This is a genomic window from Lawsonibacter asaccharolyticus (assembly GCF_022453915.1).
Taxonomy (GTDB): domain Bacteria; phylum Bacillota; class Clostridia; order Oscillospirales; family Oscillospiraceae; genus Lawsonibacter; species Lawsonibacter asaccharolyticus.
This window is the reverse complement of the sequence record NZ_CP091870.1, coordinates 1,393,562-1,411,127: the sequence shown is the minus strand read 5'-3', so window position 1 is coordinate 1,411,127 and position 17,566 is coordinate 1,393,562. Positions and strand designations below refer to the sequence as shown.

Genomic DNA, 17,566 nt, shown 5'->3' with positions numbered 1-17,566 from the left:
GGCACCCCGGGCCCTGTTCCTCGTGTTCAGCAGCCGCAGCCGTTGTTGCAGCCGTTGTTGTTGCAGCCGCAGCCGCAGTTGTTTCCGCCCCAGCCGCCGCAGCAGCACAGGATGATGATCAACAGAATGATCCACAGGCAGCCTCCGCCGCCCCAGCCGTTATTGCAGCACCCCATAATGAGTACCTCCTAATTTATGAATTGCGAGGCCGGCTCAACGCCGCTCTCAATCCTATCTTATGCGGAGGCACGACAAAGGTGTGTCACAGGTACTTCTCAGCAAAGTTTTGCAGCATGACCGCCACCTGGGCCCGGGTGGCGCTCTCGTCCGGGCTGAGGAGCATCAGGTCCGCGTCCGAGCTGGACAGCAGGCCGGCGCCCACCGCCCAGGCCACCGCCTCGCCGCCCCAGCTGGCCACCGCCGCCGCGTCCTCATAGGGGGTCAGGTCGGCCCGCTCCGTCAGCTCCAGACCCAGGTAGTTGGTCCCGAAGCTGTAAAGCAGGGCCACCGCCTCCCGGCGGGTCACTGCCTGCTCCGGGGAGAAGGTATCCTCCCCCGTCCCCGCCGTCACCCCCTGGTCCGCCGCCCAGCTCACATAGGGGGCGTACCACTGGCCTGCCGGCACATCGGAGAAAACGGCGGTGGAGGCGTCCATCTCCCCCTGGGGCGCACCGGCCATGTTGTAAAACACGGTCACGATCATGGCCCGGTCCATGGAGGCCATGGGAGAAAAGAGTCCGTCCCCGGTTCCGGAAAACAGCTGCTCAAAGTAGACATAATCCACTGCGGAGCTGTACCAGTCAGAGCGGGAGACATCTGTAAAGGGAGCAGCCTTTTCTCCGCTCTCCGTCTTTTCAAAGCTCCCCTGCACCCCCACCTTGGCCAGGCCGGAGTCCACGGTGAAGACGGCGGAGGTGTCCTCCCCCACCAGATAGCGGTGTCCGCTCACCAGGGCGGCTCCGGATGCCACCGTCTGGCCCGCAGTCACGTCGATCACCGCCCCGGTGTGGACAACGGTGCCGGCGCCCGCCGCCAGCTGTACCACCGAACCGGTGGGCAGCTTCAACTGATCCCCCCGGACCATGTCCCGGCTGCGCAGGTCGGCGCTGTAACTTCCGCCGCTCCCCTGCTGCACCCCGTACCCCTGGTTCACCTCGTCCAGCTTCTGGCTGGCCGCCTGATAGGCCTGGATCAGCTTTTCGTCCGCCGCCTTGGTCCCCTGGGCCACCACGGTGGGGATATAGGTGTCATTGAGATAGCTCAGGGAGATCAGGCTGTCCCCTGTGCTCAGGGCCAGCGCCGCCCCGGTCAAGGCCGCGCAGGCCAGCACCGCCGCCGCCGCGCGCACCATATGCTTTCGTTTCATGTCTCCTCCTCACGCTCCTCCCGCTGGGTGATGAGATAGCTCAGCGTCAGCAGGCTGTCAGAAAAATGTACGTTTTCCACCGCCACATCCGGCCGGGAGACGCTGATCTCCCGGTTGGTGAAGTTCCAGATCCCCCGGACTCCCCCGGCCACCAGCCGGTCGGCCACCCCCTGGGCCGCCCTCTGGGGCAGGGTGAGCAGGCCCACGCTGACCTTGTGGGCCGACAGATACTCCTCCAGCTGGTCCACATGGTACACGTTCACTCCGCCGATGGTGGTGCCCACCACGCTCTCGCCCACGTCGAAGGCGGCCAGGAGCTGGAAGCCGTTGCTGGCGAACTTGAAGTTTTCCATCAGGGCCCGGCCCAGGTTGCCTGCCCCCAGTACCACTACGGTGTGACCCTGGCTGATCCCCAGGATCTCCCCGATCTCCTCCCGCAGCAGGTCCACCTTATATCCATAGCCCTGCTGGCCGAACTCACCGAAGCAGAACAGGTCCTGACGGATCTGGGATGCGGTCAGCCCCATGGACTTCCCCAGGGCGCTGGAGGAGATCCGGATCACGCCCTTCCCCTGAAGCTCCAGCAGATGCCGGTAATATCGCGGCAGCCGGCGTATCACCGCCGTGGAAACCTTTGTATTTCTCTTCATCGTGTGATGCTCCATCCTCCGTCGGCGCCCGGGGCGCCTGTCTTTCTTTTCAGTCTACCCCATCCCGGGGCTGTTGTCAATTTCTAAAATCAGGGGCACAGGTCCCCCGCCGCCCGTTCCCTGCCCCGGTCAACGGTCCGTTGATTGCTTTTTTCTCCGTCTTCTGGCATAATGCCGGTTAGAAGGAGGGAGCACGATGGATCAAAAAAAGACCGGTGCGCTGATCCGGGTCCTGCGGCTGGAAAAAGGGCTGACCCAGCAGGGGCTGGCCGAGCTGCTGGGAGTCAGCAACCGGGCCGTCTCCAAGTGGGAGCGCGGACTGGGGTCCCCGGACCTCTCCCTACTGCCCGCCCTGTCCCTCCAGCTGGGCGTGGATCTGGCCGGACTGCTCTCCGGCGGTCTCCCGGAACCCGACAACACAGGAGGAAGCATGAAACACATTCGATTTTTTGTCTGCCCCCAGTGCGGCGATCTCATCACCGCCACCGGGGAGGCCGCCGTCTCCTGCTGCGGGAGGCGGCTGGAGCCCCTGCCCGTCCAGAAGCCGGACGAGGCCCACAGCCTCCAGATCCATCCGGTGGAGGACGAGTGGTTCATCACCTCCGGCCACCCCATGGAGAAAGGGCACTGCCTGTCCTTTTTGGCCCTGGTCACCGGCGAGCGGGCCACCGTGATGAAGTGCTGGCCCGAGTGGGACCTCCAGCAGCGCATCCCCCGCCGGGGACACGGGATGCTCTATTGGCACTGCACGCAGCACGGCCTGTTCCGACAGGTCCTGTGAGCGGCCGAAGGTCTGAAGGAGAACGAGCGCGCGGCGCCCTGATGGGCGCCGCGCGCTCGTTCTCCTCTCTGTCTCAGTTCCAAAAGTCCGTCTTCTCCTTCAGACCGATGGAGGCGGCCCGGAACACCGGGTCCTTCCCCTCCCGCCGCTGGCTGGTGTAGTCCTTCAGGGCGCTGAGAGCGGTCCGGCCCAGCAGGACGATGACCGGCAGATTGATCAGGGCCATGACGCCCATGAGCACGTCCGCCACGTCCCACACCAGGTCGAACTCCATCTGCGCCCCCGCAAAGACCAGCGCCGCGGCGGCCAGACGGAAGACTGTCAGCCCCCTCTTCCCGATCCGCTCCCGGGTGATGTACCGCAGGCATCCCTCGCAGTAGAACAGGTTGCCCAGCAGGGTGGTGAATGCGAAGAGCAGCAGGGCCAGGGTGAGGAAGTAAGGCCCCACGCTGCCGAAGGTGGTGGAGAGGGACTGCTGCACGAAAGCGGCCCCCTTCAGCTGCTCAGAGGGCACGATGCCGGTGCACAGGCACATCATGGCGGTGGCGGTGCACACCAGCAGAGTGTCGATAAAGACGGACAGCATCTGCACCAGGCCCTGCTTGACCGGGTGGGACACGTCCGCCGCCGCCGCGGCGTTGGGGGCGGAGCCCACGCCCGCCTCGTTGGAGTACAGCCCCCGCTTGATGCCCTCCATCAGTGCGGAGCCGGCGAAGCCGCCGAAGATGGCCCGGAAGTCAAAGGCGCCGGCGATGATCCTGCTGAACACCTGGGGCAGCATCTGGAAGTTCAGCGCCATGACCACCAGCGCCATCAGGATGTAGGTCACCCCCATGAAGGGGACCAGCAGGCCGGTGATCCTGACGATCCGCCTGCCCCCGCCCAGGACGCACACCGCCACCAGGACGGCCAGCAGGCCGCCCCCCACCAGGGGGACCAGGCTGGTCTGCGGGTCGCCGTAAAAGCTGTATCCGGACATGCTGTCGATCAGGTTGAAGGAGGCCAGCATGTTGAACCCCCCGGCGTAGGTGGCGATCAGGGCCGCCGCGAAGACCACGCCCAGCCAGCGGCTCTTCAGCGCCGCCTGGATGTAGTAGGAGGGGCCTCCGTAGCTCCCGCCGTTCTTGTCCCGCACCTTGTAGATCTGGGCCAGGGTGCTCTCGATAAAGGCGGACGCCCCGCCCAGCAGGGCGATGATCCACATCCAGAACACCGCGCCGTAGCCGCCGACGGCGATGGCGTTGGCCACTCCCACGATGTTGCCCGTCCCCACCCGGCTGGCGGTGGACACCATCAGGGCCTGGAACGCGGACACCGACTCCCTGGAGGAGCTCTTCTCCCCCACCACCCGGATGGACTCCGCCAAAAGCCGCAGCTGCACCCCCCGGGTGCGGATGGTGAAGTACAGCCCCACCGCCAGCAGCATGATGATGAGCAGATAGCTGTACATGAAATCGCTGATGGTCCCTATCATCTCTCCAAACATCGTCTCTCTCCTTCTTTCTCTCTGTCCGGGCAGAACGGCGCCCCCGTCAGTCATCCATGGCGGGGGCGCTGCTCTGCGCGGAGGAGATTATACCACAAATCCGGGAAGAGTTCCAGACGCCGCCGGACTTTTCTCGCATTTTGTGCAAAAAGCCGGGAGCGTCACATCATGCGGACGATCTCCTTCTTCAGCCGGGCGATGATCCGCTTCTCCAGCCGGGAGATATAGGACTGGGAGATGCCCAGCCGGTCCGCCACCTCCTTCTGGGTCTGCTCTCTGGCCCCGTCCAGTCCGAACCGGAGGGAGATGATGTGCCGCTCCCGGGGCTCCAGCCGGTCCAGGGCCTGGCGGAGCAGCTGCCGGTCCACGTCCGCCTCGATGGGGCGCATCACCAGGTCGTTCTCCGTCCCCAGCACGTCGGACAGGAGCAGCTCGTTGCCGTCCCAGTCGGTGTTCAGCGGCTCGTCCAGGGACAGCTCCGTCTTCTGGGAGGAGGTCTTGCGCAGGTGCATCAGGATCTCGTTTTCGATGCAGCGGCTGGCGTAGGTGGCCAGCTTGATGCTCTTTGCCGGCTGATAGGTCCCCACCGCCTTGATCAGCCCGATGGTCCCGATGGAGATCAGGTCCTCGATGTTGATCCCCGTGTTCTCGAACCGGCGGGCGATGTACACCACCAGACGCAGGTTGTGCTCGATGAGGCGGGCCCGGGCCTCCGGGTCCCCCTGCCCCAGGCGGGCGATCAGTTCCCCCTCCTCCTCCCGGGTCAGGGGGCTGGGCAGGGTGTCGCTCCCACCGATGTACATCACCTTCTCCGGCTGGTACAGCCCCAGCCGGACCAGGAGCCGGGCCGCCCGCTCCCTCACCGCCATCCATAACAGTCTCACAGCAGTTCTCCTTTCAAGTCAGCGCGCCGATAAGCGCGCGGTAGCTCCCTCCGTCCGAGACCGGTGTGGGAGACATGGCCACGAGCAGGGGGCCCAGCTCCTCCCCGCCCACCCTGGCACGGTCCACCCGCACCGCCAGCAGCAGGCCCCGGTCCACCCCTACGGCCCGGTAGGGCAGCAGGCGCAGGCGCCCCCGGAGGGGGCCCTCCCCCAGCCGGGCCAGCCCCCCCGCCGGGTCCCGCAGGTCCTCCGGCCCGGGCCCTGTCCCCGGTGGGAACAGGGGGGACAGGGTCTCCCCCTCCGCCACCATCACCGGCCGCCCGGAGACCGGGTCGGTCAGTGTGTTCCCCGTGTCCACCAGGGCAGTGAGCTCCACCTGCCGCTCCCGGAGGGAGAGACGGGCGGGGAGCAGCTCCCGGGAGGCAGCGGTGTGGCGGCCCGCCCCCCGGAAGATCAGGGTGATGACCGCATAGCACCCCGCTGCCGAGAGCAGGACGATCTTCAGGTCCATGGAGGAGTAGAGCACCCCGCCCCCCAGGCTCAGCCCCCGCCCCCCCAGCAGTCCGATGGCCAGCACGCCTCCGCCGAAGGCGCAGGAGAGCAGAAAAAAGATCACCACCTGGCGCAGCAGGCGGCGGCAGCCGCCGAAGGCGGTGAGCACCATCAGCACCGCCGCCGACAGCCGGCAGAGGGGCCGCCCCAGGAACCCGAAGCCGGGCAGAAAGAGCGCCACCGCATAAAGCCCGCCCAGCAGCGCCCCCAGGGCGAAGCGGAGCCGGCTCAGCCGCTCCCCGGCCAGCCGGGCGGAGCAGAGCAGGAGCAGATAGTCCACAATGGCGTTGAGCAGGAACAAGGTATCCACATAGATCACAGTCAAGCCGGCCATCTCCTCTCCGCGCGGAGCCGGTCCGGCCCCTTTTTGTTCTCCCCGGCCGCCCCCTGGGGCCGGTCCGACAAGCCCTATTATAGAGTCCGTCCATCCAGAAAAAGGTCACAATCGAGATGTCATTTTCAGGAGAAATCCCCCGCCCCTCTAGTACGGGACAGAGGGCCTGCCCGTCTATTGGCCAGACCAGCGGCGGCACCATTCCCTTTTCCTGAATAAAAACAGTGGGACCGGGAGGCCGTGCGGCCTCCCGGTCCCTGTTTTGGACAGAGGGTGTGCTTACTGGGTGGTGATGACCCGGACCTTCTCGCCGTAGGGGTCTACGTAGATAGTCAGGTCGTCGGAGTAGGCGCGGATCTGATACAGCGGGTCATCGCCGGTGAACCAGACCTTGGTCGTGGTGTTGTAGCAGGCCACCTTGTTGGACACCTGGTACACCTTGCCGCCCGCGTTGACGTAGGAGGCGCCGTTGCTGACGAAGAAGTCGCTGCGGGACACGCCCTCCACGGCCTCCAGGGTGACCCGGGAGCGGAGCTTGCCGTCGCCGTCCACCGCGATGCCGCCGGGGACGCCGTTGTCCCCGATGTAGCCCACATTGGAGAAACTGGTGGTGCCCTCCGGGCTCTCGAACCGCAGAGTGCGGACATAGGAGACCTTGCCGGACTCATCTCCTTCGACCTCTCTGGTGTCGGAGAAGAACAGGCCGTACTGATAGGCGTCGCCGGTGGCGCCCTCCAGGATGATGAAGTCCACCATGTCGGAGGAGTTCAGGTGATAGGTGGCGATCTTGTCGCCGGGGATGGAGTGGGCCTGGATGTCAGCCAGCTCCAGCTGGACCACCGTGCTGCCGCTGACCCGCTCGAAGACGTGGACGCCGGCGGTGACGGGATAGCTGCCCAGTGTCATTTTCTGGAGGTCGAAGACGCCGCCCACAGAGCGGTCAGACATGCGGCTGGCGCTGATGACTCCCGCCTTGGAGGAGGAGACCGTGACCAGCTGGTCCTTCACGCTGTCGGAGAGGCTGGAGGAGCTCTTCAGCTCGATGGTGCCCCCCGCGGGGAGGAAGACCTTCACGGAGCTGCCTTCAGCCAGGCCGATGGCGGTGGAACGGGTCTTGGCTCCGGGCTCCGCCATGCCGGCCACGTTGCCGTCCGCAGTGAGAAGCAGGACTACCGTCTTGCCCACGTCAAAGCTCTGGATGGATTCCAGGGCGCTCTCCAGGACGGTAAACTCGTGTCCCAGCACCGTGATCTTCTGGGGCGCTCTGGGGTTGGGCTCGGCGCTCTCGTAGACGCAGGGCAGCCGCAGGTCGGAGACGATCAGCTTATTGGCCACGCTGTCGTAGGTGACCACGTCATAGGGCTGGATATCAGCCATGGTGATGGTCTGGCCGTTCTTCTCGATGGTGTAGTTGGACGCGCCGCCGGTGAGCTGGTGGAACATGGCCTCGGTGGCGGTGCCGGAGACCACCACCGCGTCAGTGGAGGCGCCGGAGGAGCCATAGTACAGGCCCACCACCTTGCCGTCTGCGGTGTACAGGGTCACCTGGCTGCCGGAGCGCAGCTCCAGATACAGCTTCTCATAGGTGGTCACCGGGTTTTCCTTGGAAGAGGTATAGGCCGGGGTGTCGCCGTCGATGTTGTACCGGGTGCCGTTGGCGCCTGTGAGATAGGTGGGCTGGGCGGCGCCGGACAGGGTCACGGTGACGGAGGCGGTCTCGTCGGGGAGGAAGGTGACGATGCGGTCTTTGTCGTCCAGCACCAGCACGCCCCGGCGTCCCTGAAGGGCGGAGGGCACCACACCCTCCTGCGCAGGGAGATAGGTCCCATCCGAGGTGCGGATGGCGCCCTCGGAATTGTTGTCCTCCGCGGTGGCGTTGGCGTCCAGCAGGATGACTTTCTCCTTCACAGAGGCGCCCAGGGTCTCGTAGTAGGGGCGGCCGGAGGCCGTCTTGCACCGCAGGGTGTTGACAAAGAGCTGGGCGGTCTGGGCCCGGGTGATGGGGGCGCTGTACGCAAGGGAGACCCCGTCGGTGAGCCCCAGGGAGTTGGCCAGGTTCAGATAGCCCTCCGGCCAGACGGCTCCGGCGTCGGTCTCATCGTAGGAGAGCAGCCGGATCAGGATGGTCACCGCCTCCGCGAAGGTGATCTTCTCGTCGGGGGCGAAGGTGCCGTCCCCCCGCCCGGAGATCAGCCTGGTCTGGGCCTGAGTCCCCTCTCCGCCCTCAGAGGAGGAGCCGGAGCCGGAACCCGACCCTCCCACCGTGATGGAGGCGGCCAGGTTGATGTAGCCCCTGGCCCAGTGTGAGGCAGTCACATCGGAAAAGATGGTGCGGGTGGTGTACATGGGCACCTTGGACTGCTGCCGCAGCAGTCCAACCAGCATGGTGCAGAACTGGGCCCGGGTGAGCACATCGTTGGGGCGGAAGGTGCCGTCACTGTCGCCGGACACCGCACCCATCAGCCGCAGCACGTCCACGTTGACGGCAGTGCTGTGGTCGTTGATGTCGGAAAAGGAGCCGCCGGAGGCCGCCGCCGGCAGGGCAAGGGAGAGAAGTGCCGCCGCCGTCAGCAGCGCGGCGAGGATCCGTTTTAATTTCATACTCATATCTCCTGTCTTTCTCTGATCTCCAATTTCATTTTGTGTTCCTGGGAAATCTCTACCTTCCGGAGCTCCCCTCCCTGCCGGGAAGGAGCGCACAAAAGGATGGTGAGGTCCCTCATTCGGCCCGCAGGGCCACCACAGGCTGGAGCCCGCTGGCCTTGACGGCCGGGTACATGCCGAAGATGACGCCCAGCGCCACCGAGAAGAGGAAGGCCCCCAGGGTGATGATGGGGCTGGGGAGCAGCACATCGGTGGTGGTGGACAGCAGCAGCTTTCCGGCCACCATGGTGCCCACATAGCCGATGGCGATGCCGATCAGGCCGCCGATGCTGCAGATCATGGCCGCCTCGATGAGGAACTGGGCGATGATGCTCTTGCGCTCGGCGCCGATGGCCTTGCGGATGCCGATCTCCCGGGTGCGCTCGGTGACGGTGACCAGCATGATGTTCATGATGCCGATGCCGCCCACCAGCAGCGAGATGCCGGCGATGGCGCCCAGCACCAGAGACTGCATGTTGCTCTGGGACTGGACCTGCTCGGCGCTGCTGTTGTTGCTGTTGACGTAAAAGCTTCCGTTGTCCCGGTTTCCGTCAGCATTCATAGGAAACAAACCGTTCAGGAAAGCGTCCAGCTTTGTCATGGCCTCCACAGTGGCCTGGGCGCTCTTGGCCTTGACCACGTAGCTGTCGATGTTGTAATTGTTGTTCATGGAGCGGTTGAAGGTGTAGGGCAGGACGATGATATTGTCCAGCTCGTTCCACCCCTCCAGATCGACCGCCTCATAGTAGCCCACCACCTTGAAGGGCTGTCCGTTGATGGTGATATACTCCCCCACCGGATCGGTGAAGTCGAAGAGGGCCTCCTTGGCGCCGGCCCCCAGGACGCAGACGGCGTTGGTCTTCTCCACGTCCAGGTAGGACATCTCCCGCCCGCCGGCCAGGGTGTAGTTGTTGCACACCCCGTACTGGTCAGAGCCCAGCTTGATGTGCATGGCGGTCTGCCAGTCGTAGTTCCCGTTGTTCCAGTCATTGATGCGAATGGTTTTCGCTCCATACTGGACTGTAGCGGTCTCGTTGATCTCCACATCAGGGGTGATCCCCTCCACCAGGTCGCTCATGGTCAGGCAGTAATCGTACAGCTTCTGGGAGGTCTCATTGTTGGTGTCGTAGTAGCCGTAGGCCTGTACGGTGATCTTGTTGTCGCCCAGCTTTTCAAACATCTCCATGGTCTGCCGGTTCTGGCCCTGGACCACGGACACCATGATGACCACCGAGGCCACGCCGATGATGATGCCCAGCATGGTGAGGAAGGACCGGGTCTTTTTCATGGAGATGGACTTGAAGGCCATTTTGAAAGCCTGCCACAGATTCATTCCCAATCCACCTCCTGTGCGTGGTCCGCGATGATCTTTCCATCGGACAGCCGCACCACCCGCCGGGCGGTGGCGGCGATGCCATCGTCATGGGTGATGAGAAGAATGGTGGTGCCCTCCCGGTAGAGGCCCCGGAGGATCTCCAGCACGTGTCGGCCGGTCCTGGAGTCCAGAGCGCCGGTGGGCTCGTCCGCCATGATGATGGGGGGATGGGTGGCGATGGCCCGGGCGATGGCCACCCGCTGCTGCTGGCCGCCGGACATCTCACTGGGCCGGTGGTGGGCACGCTCCGCCATGCCCACCTTTTCCAGCGCCTCCATGGCGATGTCCTCCCGGTCCCACACGGACACCCCCTGATAGATCAGGGGCAGGGTGACGTTCTCCAGGGCATCCAGCTCCTGGATCAGGTTATACCCCTGGAAGATGAAGCCGATCTCCCTGTTGCGGATGTGGGCCAGCTGCTTGTCGGACAGGGAGGTGACGTCGGTGCCGTTCAGGTGGTACTCCCCATAGGTGGGGATGTCCAGGCAGCCCAGCACATTCATCAGGGTGGACTTGCCCGAGCCCGACTGGCCCACGATGGCCACGAACTCCCCCCGGTCGATGTGGAGCGTGACTCCGTCCAGAGCCCGGACCTCACTCTCCTTGCCCTCGTTATAAATTTTGTAAAGGTCTTTGATCTCGATCAGCATGAGAGCACCTCGATCAATAGCCGGAGCTGTAATCGGTGACCATGAAGTTGACGAAGACCTCGTCCCCCTCCTGAACGCCGGAGGTGATCTCCACGTTTTCTGTGTCCGAGATGCCGGTGGTGACGATGACGGGGTAGAAGCCATCCTCCTCCGAGGGGAACTGGCGCTGCTGGCCGGGCTCGACCTGGGGCAGGTCCAGCTCCGGCACATCGTCCGGCCGGGCGTCCCGCTTGACGAAGACCACCGCCTGACGGTTTCCATCCGCGTCGGAGACATATTTCACCGCGCTGGTGGGCACCAGGATGCAGTCACTGGACTCGCTGGTAACAAAGGAGTACTGCAGCCAGGCCCCGTCCATCAGGGAGCCGTCGTAGTTCTCCACCGTCAGGGTGACGGGGTAGTTGGTCATGCCGCTGCCGCTCTCAGCCTTTCCCATGTCGATGGCGGTGACCACGCCCTGATAGGTGGTGCCGTTCCAGTCCAGATCCACGTAGTCCCCGGGCTTGATGAAGGAGATGTTCCGGTCGTCCACCGTGATGGTGACCAGCATGGTGGTGGTGTTGGAGATGATGACCACCGTGTCGCCGCTCTTCACCTCGGCCCCCTCGGAGAGGGTGCAGGAGGTGACGGTCCCGTCGATCGGGGCCACAGCGTTGAAATCCGCCAGGGCCTTGGAGGCCTCATCCAGCGCAGTCTGGGCCTCCTCGATCTCGGACTGCTTGGCCCGGATGTCAGAGTCAATGGTGGAGGACCCCAGGTAGAGCAGGGCCTCTCCCGCCTCCACATTGGCGTGGTCGAGCAGGTTGCCCATGCCCACCACGGGGCCGTTGGCCTTGGCCTCGATGGTGCGGGTCTCATAGAACTCGGTCTGCCCATTCTGGTAGGGGTAGATCTGGGTGCCATCGCCGGCGGTGAGCATGGCGGAGGCGTCCATCCCGGCGGTGAGGGTGCCGGGGTTGTCAAAGACCACTACGGCCTCAAAGTGGACGGCCCCTTCCGGGGATATGTAGCTGACCTTGTTGATCTTCTCCACTGTTCCGGTGAAGGTGCGCATCACCGCGGGGATGGACACGTCCACGCTCTGGCCCACAGAGATCTGGTCCTCATAGGCGTAGCTGAAGTAGAGGGACAGCTTCAGCTGCTTGTCGTTGACCAGGGTGGCCACCACGGTGCCCTTGGACACGTCCTGGTCGATCTGGAACTCCTTCACATCCTGGAGCTTACCCGCAAAGGGGGCCCGGATCGTCAGGTTGGCGGCATCCTCCTGGAGGTCAGACAGGTCCTTGTAGAGGTTCTCCACCTTCTCCTGGGCGGTCTTCACCGCGTCCTCAGCGGCCTGGCTGAAGATGGTGTAGAGGGGCTGGCCCGCCGTGACGGTTTGGCCGGGAGCGATGAGCACCTCCTGTACGGTGCCGCCGGCGTTGAGGGTGATGGCGGCGGTCTCCTTGGCCTTGGCGGTGCCGCTGCCGGACACCTTGCTCTGGATGGAGCCGAGGAAGGCGGGCTGGGAGAAGATCTCCCCCTCCTCGCCGCCGGTGCTGAACAGGAATCGGTAGAGGGCAAAGCCGCCGGCCGCCAGCAGGGCGAGCACAACGGCCAGAATGATCAGGTTTTTGACCATCTTTTTCTTTTTCCGGCCGCCGTTGGGCTTGACCGGAGGCCGCGGAGTCGTCTGTGCGGGTGCGGGCGCGGTCTCGGTGGTCTGAGGTGTGGTGATCTCTGGCATTTCAAGTTCCTCCTACGTTTTTTGCCGGGCAGGCACAAGGTCAGGTGCGAGCCTGTCCAGCATGTCCATTATATGCCCAGGGCCGCCGGGTGGCAACTACATAAGAATTACAATTTTTTAAGATTATCTTAAGAAACGTCCTCTTCTGCAGAAATGTGCCCCGGGCAAAGTATCTCTGCTTATCTAGACGAAGAACGGGCACAAAATGTTCCAGACTTTAAAAATTTTTCTGGCCGGTGGGCTGGAGTTGATGCGAGGGCGCTTTTCTTCCGGGCAGAGCTGGCAGGAGATTGTTGACGAATTTTCTTCCTTCCGCTACAATAAAGCCAGTTCCCTGCCTCTGGGGCAGGAATTTTCATCCCGCCGCAGCCCGGTCTGCGGCTCCAGGAGGTATGTCCCCGATGTCTTCTGCCCGAAACAAACGGCTGGTGGTCTCCGCCCTGATGCTGGCACTGGCCCTTGTCCTGCCCTATTTTACCGGCGGCATCCCCGCCATCGGCAATCTGCTGCTGCCCATGCACCTGCCGGTGCTGCTGTGCGGCTTTCTGTGCGGCGGCGGGTGGGGGGCCGGGGTGGGACTGGCCGCCCCCCTGCTCCGCTCCCTGCTGGCGGGCCGCCCCGAATTCTTTCCCACCGCCTTCTCCATGGCCTTTGAGCTGGCCGCCTACGGCCTGATCTCCGGGCTGCTCTACCGCCGCCTGCCCAAAAACGCCGCCGGTGTCTATGCCTCTCTGGCAGGGGCCATGGTGGGCGGGCGAATGGTCTGGGGGGCGGTGCGGGCCCTCATCACCCTGGCCTCCCCCACCCCCTTCGGCCTGGCCATCTTCTGGACCGAGGCCGTCCTCAACGCCATCCCCGGCATCCTGCTCCAGCTGGTGCTGATCCCCGCTCTGGTCCTCTCCCTCCAGCGCGCCCGCCTCTCCCCAGTCCAATGACGGCCCTGGAACAGATGTGCGCGGCCCTGTCCCCTCTGGCCGGGGGCGGCGGGAGGGTGCTGGCCGCCCTGGACGGCCCCTGCGCCTCGGGAAAGACCACCCTGGCCGGCCAGGCGGCCCGGCAGCTGGGCTGCCCCCTGGTCCACATGGACGACTTCTTCCTGCCCCCGGCGCGCAAGACCCCCGCCCGCCTGGCCCAGCCGGGGGGAAATGTGGACTGGGAGCGGGTGCGGGACCAGGTCCTGGCCCCCCTGTCCCGGGGAGAGCCCGCCCGGTTCTCCCCCTACCGCTGCCATACCGGGGCGTATGGGCCCCCGGTGTCCCTCTCCCCCGCCCCCCTGGTGCTGGTGGAGGGGGTCTACGCCCTCCACCCCGCCCTGCGGGACTTCTACCGCCTCCGGATCTTTCTGGAGGCCCCCTGGCCGGTGCGGCGCGCCCGCCTTCTGGACCGGGGCGGGCCGGAGCTGCTGGCCCGCTTCCAGGGGGAGTGGGTCCCGCTGGAGGACCGGTATTTCCAGGCCTGCCGGGTCCGGGACTGCTGCCAGCTGGTGCTGAGCGGTCAATGACACGCGCCCCATCCCCCTGCAGCTCCGCCTTGCAAAGCGCGTCAAGGCATCGTATCATCAATAGACATCAAACAGCTTCTGTTTTCTGCGGTCGGAAAGAGGAGGTCAGTGATGTACAGGGTCATCGTGATCGTGCTGGCGTTTATGCTGGGAGTTTTCATTTTCTTCGGAGCCGACTCCGCGAAAACCCGCGGTCAGAAAAAGTGGGTCAACGTGATCGGCACCCTGCTCGTCTGGATATTGGCGGTCCTTGGGGCAGGTGTTCTGGTCCTGTGCTGTCTGGCGGCATGGGACTACTGGAAGACCGGCGATCCAGAAACGGCCGTCTCCTTAGGGATCACCGCCGTGATCCTCGCTGTCGCGATTTATGTCCTGCTGCGGTCTTATTTCAAAAAAACATAGCCGGGAAAACAGCCTCGTCACCGCCCCGCAGGTCCCGATCTGCCGGTGTGTCCCTGCCCCGTGCGGGGCGGGCGCGGCAGGGGTGCCCTTCCCCCGGGGCCGCAAAGCGAACTTGGGCGTCATGGAGCAGAATTGGAAAAGGTGCAGCCGAAAGATCGGCTGCACCTTTTCCGGTATCACGGGGCATATGGGCTCAGACCGCCTCGTAGATGGCCTTCATGCCCTTATAGGTCATATAGCAGTCCAGCTTGGACACCGTCTCAAAGGGGGCATGCATGGACAGCACGGGCACGCCGGCGTCCAGGGTGTCGATGTTCCGCTCCGCCATGAAGACGGCCACCGTGCCGCCGCCGCCCTGATCGGCCTTGCCCAGCTCGGCCATCTGCCACACCACGCCGGCGCCGTCCAGCACCCGGCGGACATAGGCCACCAGCTCGGCGGAGGCGTCGGAGGCCCCGGACTTGCCCCGGGCCCCGGTGTACTTGCACAGGCCCATGCCGTAGTTGACAAAGGCGCTGTTGCGCTTCTCGTACACCTCCGCGAAGTTGGGGTCATAGGCCGCCGTCACGTCGGCGGACAGGCAGAAGGACTTCTCATAGCAGGCCCGCAGGGGCACGCTCTGGCTCTGGCACAGGTCCTCCATGAAGGTGTCGAAGGCCCTGGACTTCATGCCGGACACCCCCTCGGAGCCGATCTCCTCCTTGTCCGCCAGCATGCACACGGCGGTGCGCTCCGGCGTGCCCAGCTGGAGCAGGGCGGCCAGGGAGGCATAGGCGCACACCCGGTCGTCATGGCCGTAGGCGCCGATCAGGGAGCGGTCGAAGCCGATGTCCACCGCCCGGAAGGCGGGGACGGCGCACAGCTCGGCGGAGAGGAAGTCCTCCTCCACGATGCCGTACTTCCGGTTGAGCAGCTCCAGCACTGACAGCTTCACCCGGTCGCTGCCCTCGTCGTCCCGCAGGGGGCGGCTGCCCACCAGGATGTTCAGGCTCTCCGCGGGGATGGCCTCCCCCAGGGGCTTCTTCACCTGGTCGGTGGCCAGGTGGGGCAGCAGGTCGTCGATGGTGAACATGGGGTCGTCCGGCCCGTTGCCCACCGAGACCCGCACCACCTCTCCGTTCTTCAGCGCCACCACGCCGTGGAGCTCCAGGGGAATGGTCACCCACTGGTACTTCCGGATGCCGCCGTAGTAGTGGGTCTTGAAGAAGCCCAGCTCGTCGCTCTCGTACAGGGGGTTCTGCTTCAGGTCCAGCCGGGGGGAGTCGATGTGGGCCGCCCCGATGTTGACCCCGTGCTCCAGGCCTTTCCGGCCCATCACGGCCAGCATGATGGCCTTGTCCCGGTTTACCTGGTAGATCCGGTCCCCGGGCTTCAGCTCCATCCCCCGGACATAGGCCCGGAAGCCGGCGGCCTCCGCCTGGGCGATGGCCCGGTCCACGCACTCCCGCTCGGTCTTGCCCGCGTCCAGGAACTGCTTGTAGCCGGTGCAGTACGCCTCCAGCGCCGCGCCCTCCTCCGTGTCCAGCCGGTCCCAGCCGTTCTTCCGCTCATAGACCAGGGCCCGGCGGAGCTGCTCGCCCCGGGTCAGTTCTTTTTCTTCACTCATAAAACAGTCCTCCTTTGATCTCACAGGGGCGCTTTGCGCGCCTCATTGTTCTCTTATTATGCCGCGCACGGGCGCACACTGTGCGCCCCTACACGATCTCTTTCAAAAACTCCTCTGCCTTCCGGGAAAACTCCTCCGCGGTGCCGCAGTCGTTGTACAGGATATGGGCACAGCCCTCCGCAAAGAACTGGTCCGGCCGCTGGGCCCTCACCCGGGCCCAGGCATAGTCCTCCGAAATGCCCTCCCGGGCCATGATGCGCGCCACCCGCGCCTCCGCCGGGGCCAGTACGGCCACCGTGGTGGTGCACAGGTCGGCCAGACCGCTCTCCAGCAGGGCGAAGGCGTCGATGGCCGTCAGGCCGATGCCCCGGGACCTGTTCTCTTTGACCATCTGCCGGGTGCGCTGAACCACGGCCCGCTGGGCGATGGCGTTCAGCCGCTCCAGCTTGGCCAGGTCCCCGAACACCAGGGCGCCCAGCTTTTTTCTGTCAATGGCCCCCTGTCCGTCCCGGAGGGGGCCAAAGGCCCTCTCCAGGCTTTCCTGTAAGGCTCTATCACTTTCCAGCATTTCGTGGTACACGGCATCGCAGTCGATGACCGCGCCCCCCAGTGCCTCGATCTCCTTCAGGACGGTGGTCTTCCCCGCCCCGGTAGGGCCGGTGATGCCGATGACAGTCATGGTGATCCCTCCCACTTCAAATGCGGACATGCCTCCCGGAGCTGCTCCTCCAGCTCCCGGGGGCTGCACAGCTGCTTCCGGACCTTGGCGAACCTCCGGCCGTCCCGGTCCCGTATCACCACACAACTCCGCTTTTTGGTATAGCTCCCGATTTGGGAATATGGCAGGGCCTTCATGCGACCCAGCAGGTCGAAATAGATCAGCTGATCTGCGTCGCCGTCCAGTCCCTCGTTTCGCACCCGCAGATACCGCGCCAGCAGCCACAGGACAAACAGCCCCAGAAGGGCCATCAGGGCAATCTGCCCCGGCCCCCATACGTCCAGCACGACACACAGCGCGAGAAAGAGGAAGAGGAATTTCAGCAGGGAGCGCCGGGCGTGCCTGCGCTCCATACGCCACTGAAAGCGTTTCCATGTGTACTCTTCCATCGAAGGACCTCCTTTCCGGGCCGGTCAGGGGGCCTTGGCGATGCGGCGGCCCACCCAGTAGGACACGGTGAAAATGAGGATCAGCAGCACCGCCGAGGCGATGCCTCCCCACACCACCAGCAGGCTGCCCATGTAGGTGCCGTCCACGATGCACAGGGGGGTGACCAGCATCATCGCCCCGGGCACCACGCCGGAGATAAACTGGCCGAAGAGGGCGATGGGGATGCTCCGGGCGGCGTCGTCCACCAGCCAGAACTGCCATGCCCCGCACAGCACGCTGAGGAGCACCCCCCAGTGGCCGGCCAGGAGGCTGAGCCAGAAGGGCCGCCTCTGCCGCCCGCAGTCCATCCCCAGCCAGGCCCAGGTCAGCACCATGAGCCAGGGAAGCAGGGTGAACAGCAGCGTCCCCACCACCGGGATGGCCGTCGAGTAGACATAGCAGCCCCCCAGGACCAGGGGAATCAGCCCCATCCAGGGGAAATAGTGGGACCGCTTCACTGCCC

The 17,566-nt window shown here is 64.9% G+C and carries 18 protein-coding genes; 4 read left to right on the top strand and 14 right to left on the bottom strand.

The genetic code is table 11. The features are described from left to right. Positions 1–26 precede the first annotated feature (26 nt). From L9O85_RS06680 to L9O85_RS06670, 3 genes are all read right to left on the bottom strand, one after another. Positions 27–176, bottom strand: a complete 150-nt coding sequence (locus tag L9O85_RS06680; RefSeq protein ID WP_170116231.1) for a hypothetical protein — start codon at positions 174–176, stop codon at positions 27–29. An 86-nt stretch (positions 177–262) separates the two neighbouring features. Continuing rightward, on the bottom strand, positions 263–1,366 hold the full coding sequence (locus L9O85_RS06675) for an S-layer homology domain-containing protein (protein WP_108981287.1): 1,104 nt from the start codon (positions 1,364–1,366) through the stop codon (positions 263–265). Beyond that, a complete protein-coding gene (locus L9O85_RS06670; protein WP_050624677.1) occupies positions 1,363–2,016 on the bottom strand; it encodes a redox-sensing transcriptional repressor Rex in 654 nt (217 codons plus the stop codon). The genes L9O85_RS06675 and L9O85_RS06670 overlap by 4 nt, the downstream gene beginning before the upstream one ends. Before the next feature lie 196 nt (positions 2,017–2,212). Here L9O85_RS06670 and L9O85_RS06665 point away from each other — a divergent pair, with 196 nt between their 5' ends. Then, positions 2,213–2,797 (top strand): helix-turn-helix domain-containing protein, encoded by a 585-nt coding sequence (locus L9O85_RS06665; RefSeq protein WP_276756104.1) that lies wholly within the window; start codon positions 2,213–2,215, stop codon positions 2,795–2,797. 73 nt (positions 2,798–2,870) lie between these two features. Here L9O85_RS06665 and L9O85_RS06660 read toward each other — a convergent pair whose 3' ends face one another. The 7 genes from L9O85_RS06660 to L9O85_RS06630 form a co-directional block, all read right to left on the bottom strand. After that, positions 2,871–4,283 carry an alanine/glycine:cation symporter family protein gene (locus tag L9O85_RS06660; RefSeq protein WP_301579981.1) on the bottom strand — a complete coding sequence of 471 codons (1,413 nt, stop codon included), beginning with the start codon at positions 4,281–4,283 and terminating at the stop codon, positions 2,871–2,873. A gap of 161 nt (positions 4,284–4,444) precedes the next feature. Then, entirely contained in the window at positions 4,445–5,152 is a 708-nt protein-coding gene (gene sigE / locus L9O85_RS06655; RefSeq protein WP_050624674.1) for an RNA polymerase sporulation sigma factor SigE, read from the bottom strand. A 28-nt stretch (positions 5,153–5,180) separates the two neighbouring features. Then, complete coding sequence (locus L9O85_RS06650) at positions 5,181–6,053, bottom strand: sigma-E processing peptidase SpoIIGA (RefSeq protein WP_256183525.1); 873 nt, start codon at positions 6,051–6,053, stop codon at positions 5,181–5,183. 279 nt (positions 6,054–6,332) lie between these two features. Further along, positions 6,333–8,654: an S-layer homology domain-containing protein gene (locus L9O85_RS06645; RefSeq protein ID WP_301579980.1), complete on the bottom strand. Its 2,322-nt coding sequence runs from the start codon at positions 8,652–8,654 to the stop codon at positions 6,333–6,335. 118 nt (positions 8,655–8,772) lie between these two features. After that, positions 8,773–10,029, bottom strand: coding sequence for an ABC transporter permease (locus tag L9O85_RS06640; protein ID WP_050624671.1), 1,257 nt, complete (start codon positions 10,027–10,029; stop codon positions 8,773–8,775). After that, the gene (locus L9O85_RS06635) at positions 10,026–10,721 is read right to left on the bottom strand and encodes an ABC transporter ATP-binding protein (RefSeq protein ID WP_050624670.1); all 696 of its coding nucleotides are present in this window, start codon (positions 10,719–10,721) and stop codon (positions 10,026–10,028) included. Before L9O85_RS06635 ends, L9O85_RS06640 begins: the two co-directional genes overlap by 4 nt. A 13-nt stretch (positions 10,722–10,734) precedes the next feature. Next, the gene (locus L9O85_RS06630; protein ID WP_276756108.1) at positions 10,735–12,447 is read right to left on the bottom strand and encodes an efflux RND transporter periplasmic adaptor subunit; all 1,713 of its coding nucleotides are present in this window, start codon (positions 12,445–12,447) and stop codon (positions 10,735–10,737) included. Between the two features lie 401 nt (positions 12,448–12,848). Between L9O85_RS06630 and L9O85_RS06625 the strand changes: the two genes are divergently transcribed. From L9O85_RS06625 to L9O85_RS06615, 3 genes are all read left to right on the top strand, one after another. Next, positions 12,849–13,382: an ECF transporter S component gene (locus tag L9O85_RS06625; protein ID WP_050624668.1), complete on the top strand. Its 534-nt coding sequence runs from the start codon at positions 12,849–12,851 to the stop codon at positions 13,380–13,382. 14 nt (positions 13,383–13,396) lie between these two features. Continuing rightward, on the top strand, positions 13,397–13,948 hold the full coding sequence (locus L9O85_RS06620) for a uridine kinase family protein (RefSeq protein ID WP_272867231.1): 552 nt from the start codon (positions 13,397–13,399) through the stop codon (positions 13,946–13,948). Between the two features lie 111 nt (positions 13,949–14,059). Then, entirely contained in the window at positions 14,060–14,350 is a 291-nt protein-coding gene (locus L9O85_RS06615) for a hypothetical protein (protein WP_050624666.1), read from the top strand. Between the two features lie 193 nt (positions 14,351–14,543). Here the strand turns inward: L9O85_RS06615 and L9O85_RS06610 are convergent, their stop codons facing one another. The 4 genes from L9O85_RS06610 to L9O85_RS06595 form a co-directional block, all read right to left on the bottom strand. After that, positions 14,544–15,956, bottom strand: a complete 1,413-nt coding sequence (locus tag L9O85_RS06610; protein ID WP_301579978.1) for an aminopeptidase — start codon at positions 15,954–15,956, stop codon at positions 14,544–14,546. Between the two features lie 88 nt (positions 15,957–16,044). Beyond that, on the bottom strand, positions 16,045–16,665 hold the full coding sequence (gene coaE / locus L9O85_RS06605) for a dephospho-CoA kinase (protein ID WP_301579976.1): 621 nt from the start codon (positions 16,663–16,665) through the stop codon (positions 16,045–16,047). Next, on the bottom strand, positions 16,632–17,063 hold the full coding sequence (locus L9O85_RS06600) for a hypothetical protein (protein ID WP_157954760.1): 432 nt from the start codon (positions 17,061–17,063) through the stop codon (positions 16,632–16,634). The genes coaE and L9O85_RS06600 overlap by 34 nt, the downstream gene beginning before the upstream one ends. 24 nt (positions 17,064–17,087) lie before the next feature. Beyond that, complete coding sequence (locus L9O85_RS06595; protein ID WP_050624662.1) at positions 17,088–17,561, bottom strand: hypothetical protein; 474 nt, start codon at positions 17,559–17,561, stop codon at positions 17,088–17,090. Between the last annotated feature and the right edge of the window lie 5 nt (positions 17,562–17,566).

Excerpts from the sequence above, each read along its gene's own strand:
- L9O85_RS06625 (WP_050624668.1), top strand. The coding sequence starts at position 12,849 with ATGTCTTCTGCCCGAAACAAACGGCTGGTGGTCTCCGCCCTGATGCTG.
- sigE (WP_050624674.1), bottom strand. The coding sequence starts at position 5,152 with ATGGCGGTGAGGGAGCGGGCGGCCCGGCTCCTGGTCCGGCTGGGGCTG.
- L9O85_RS06615 (WP_050624666.1), top strand. The coding sequence starts at position 14,060 with ATGTACAGGGTCATCGTGATCGTGCTGGCGTTTATGCTGGGAGTTTTC.
- L9O85_RS06640 (WP_050624671.1), bottom strand. The coding sequence starts at position 10,029 with ATGAATCTGTGGCAGGCTTTCAAAATGGCCTTCAAGTCCATCTCCATG.
- L9O85_RS06650 (WP_256183525.1), bottom strand. The coding sequence starts at position 6,053 with ATGGCCGGCTTGACTGTGATCTATGTGGATACCTTGTTCCTGCTCAAC.
- L9O85_RS06610 (WP_301579978.1), bottom strand. The coding sequence starts at position 15,956 with ATGAGTGAAGAAAAAGAACTGACCCGGGGCGAGCAGCTCCGCCGGGCC.
- L9O85_RS06635 (WP_050624670.1), bottom strand. The coding sequence starts at position 10,721 with ATGCTGATCGAGATCAAAGACCTTTACAAAATTTATAACGAGGGCAAG.
- L9O85_RS06645 (WP_301579980.1), bottom strand. The coding sequence starts at position 8,654 with ATGAAATTAAAACGGATCCTCGCCGCGCTGCTGACGGCGGCGGCACTT.
- L9O85_RS06620 (WP_272867231.1), top strand. The coding sequence starts at position 13,397 with ATGTGCGCGGCCCTGTCCCCTCTGGCCGGGGGCGGCGGGAGGGTGCTG.
- L9O85_RS06660 (WP_301579981.1), bottom strand. The coding sequence starts at position 4,283 with ATGTTTGGAGAGATGATAGGGACCATCAGCGATTTCATGTACAGCTAT.
- L9O85_RS06665 (WP_276756104.1), top strand. The coding sequence starts at position 2,213 with ATGGATCAAAAAAAGACCGGTGCGCTGATCCGGGTCCTGCGGCTGGAA.
- L9O85_RS06630 (WP_276756108.1), bottom strand. The coding sequence starts at position 12,447 with ATGCCAGAGATCACCACACCTCAGACCACCGAGACCGCGCCCGCACCC.
- L9O85_RS06600 (WP_157954760.1), bottom strand. The coding sequence starts at position 17,063 with ATGGAAGAGTACACATGGAAACGCTTTCAGTGGCGTATGGAGCGCAGG.
- coaE (WP_301579976.1), bottom strand. The coding sequence starts at position 16,665 with ATGTCCGCATTTGAAGTGGGAGGGATCACCATGACTGTCATCGGCATC.
- L9O85_RS06670 (WP_050624677.1), bottom strand. The coding sequence starts at position 2,016 with ATGAAGAGAAATACAAAGGTTTCCACGGCGGTGATACGCCGGCTGCCG.
- L9O85_RS06680 (WP_170116231.1), bottom strand. The coding sequence starts at position 176 with ATGGGGTGCTGCAATAACGGCTGGGGCGGCGGAGGCTGCCTGTGGATC.
- L9O85_RS06675 (WP_108981287.1), bottom strand. The coding sequence starts at position 1,366 with ATGAAACGAAAGCATATGGTGCGCGCGGCGGCGGCGGTGCTGGCCTGC.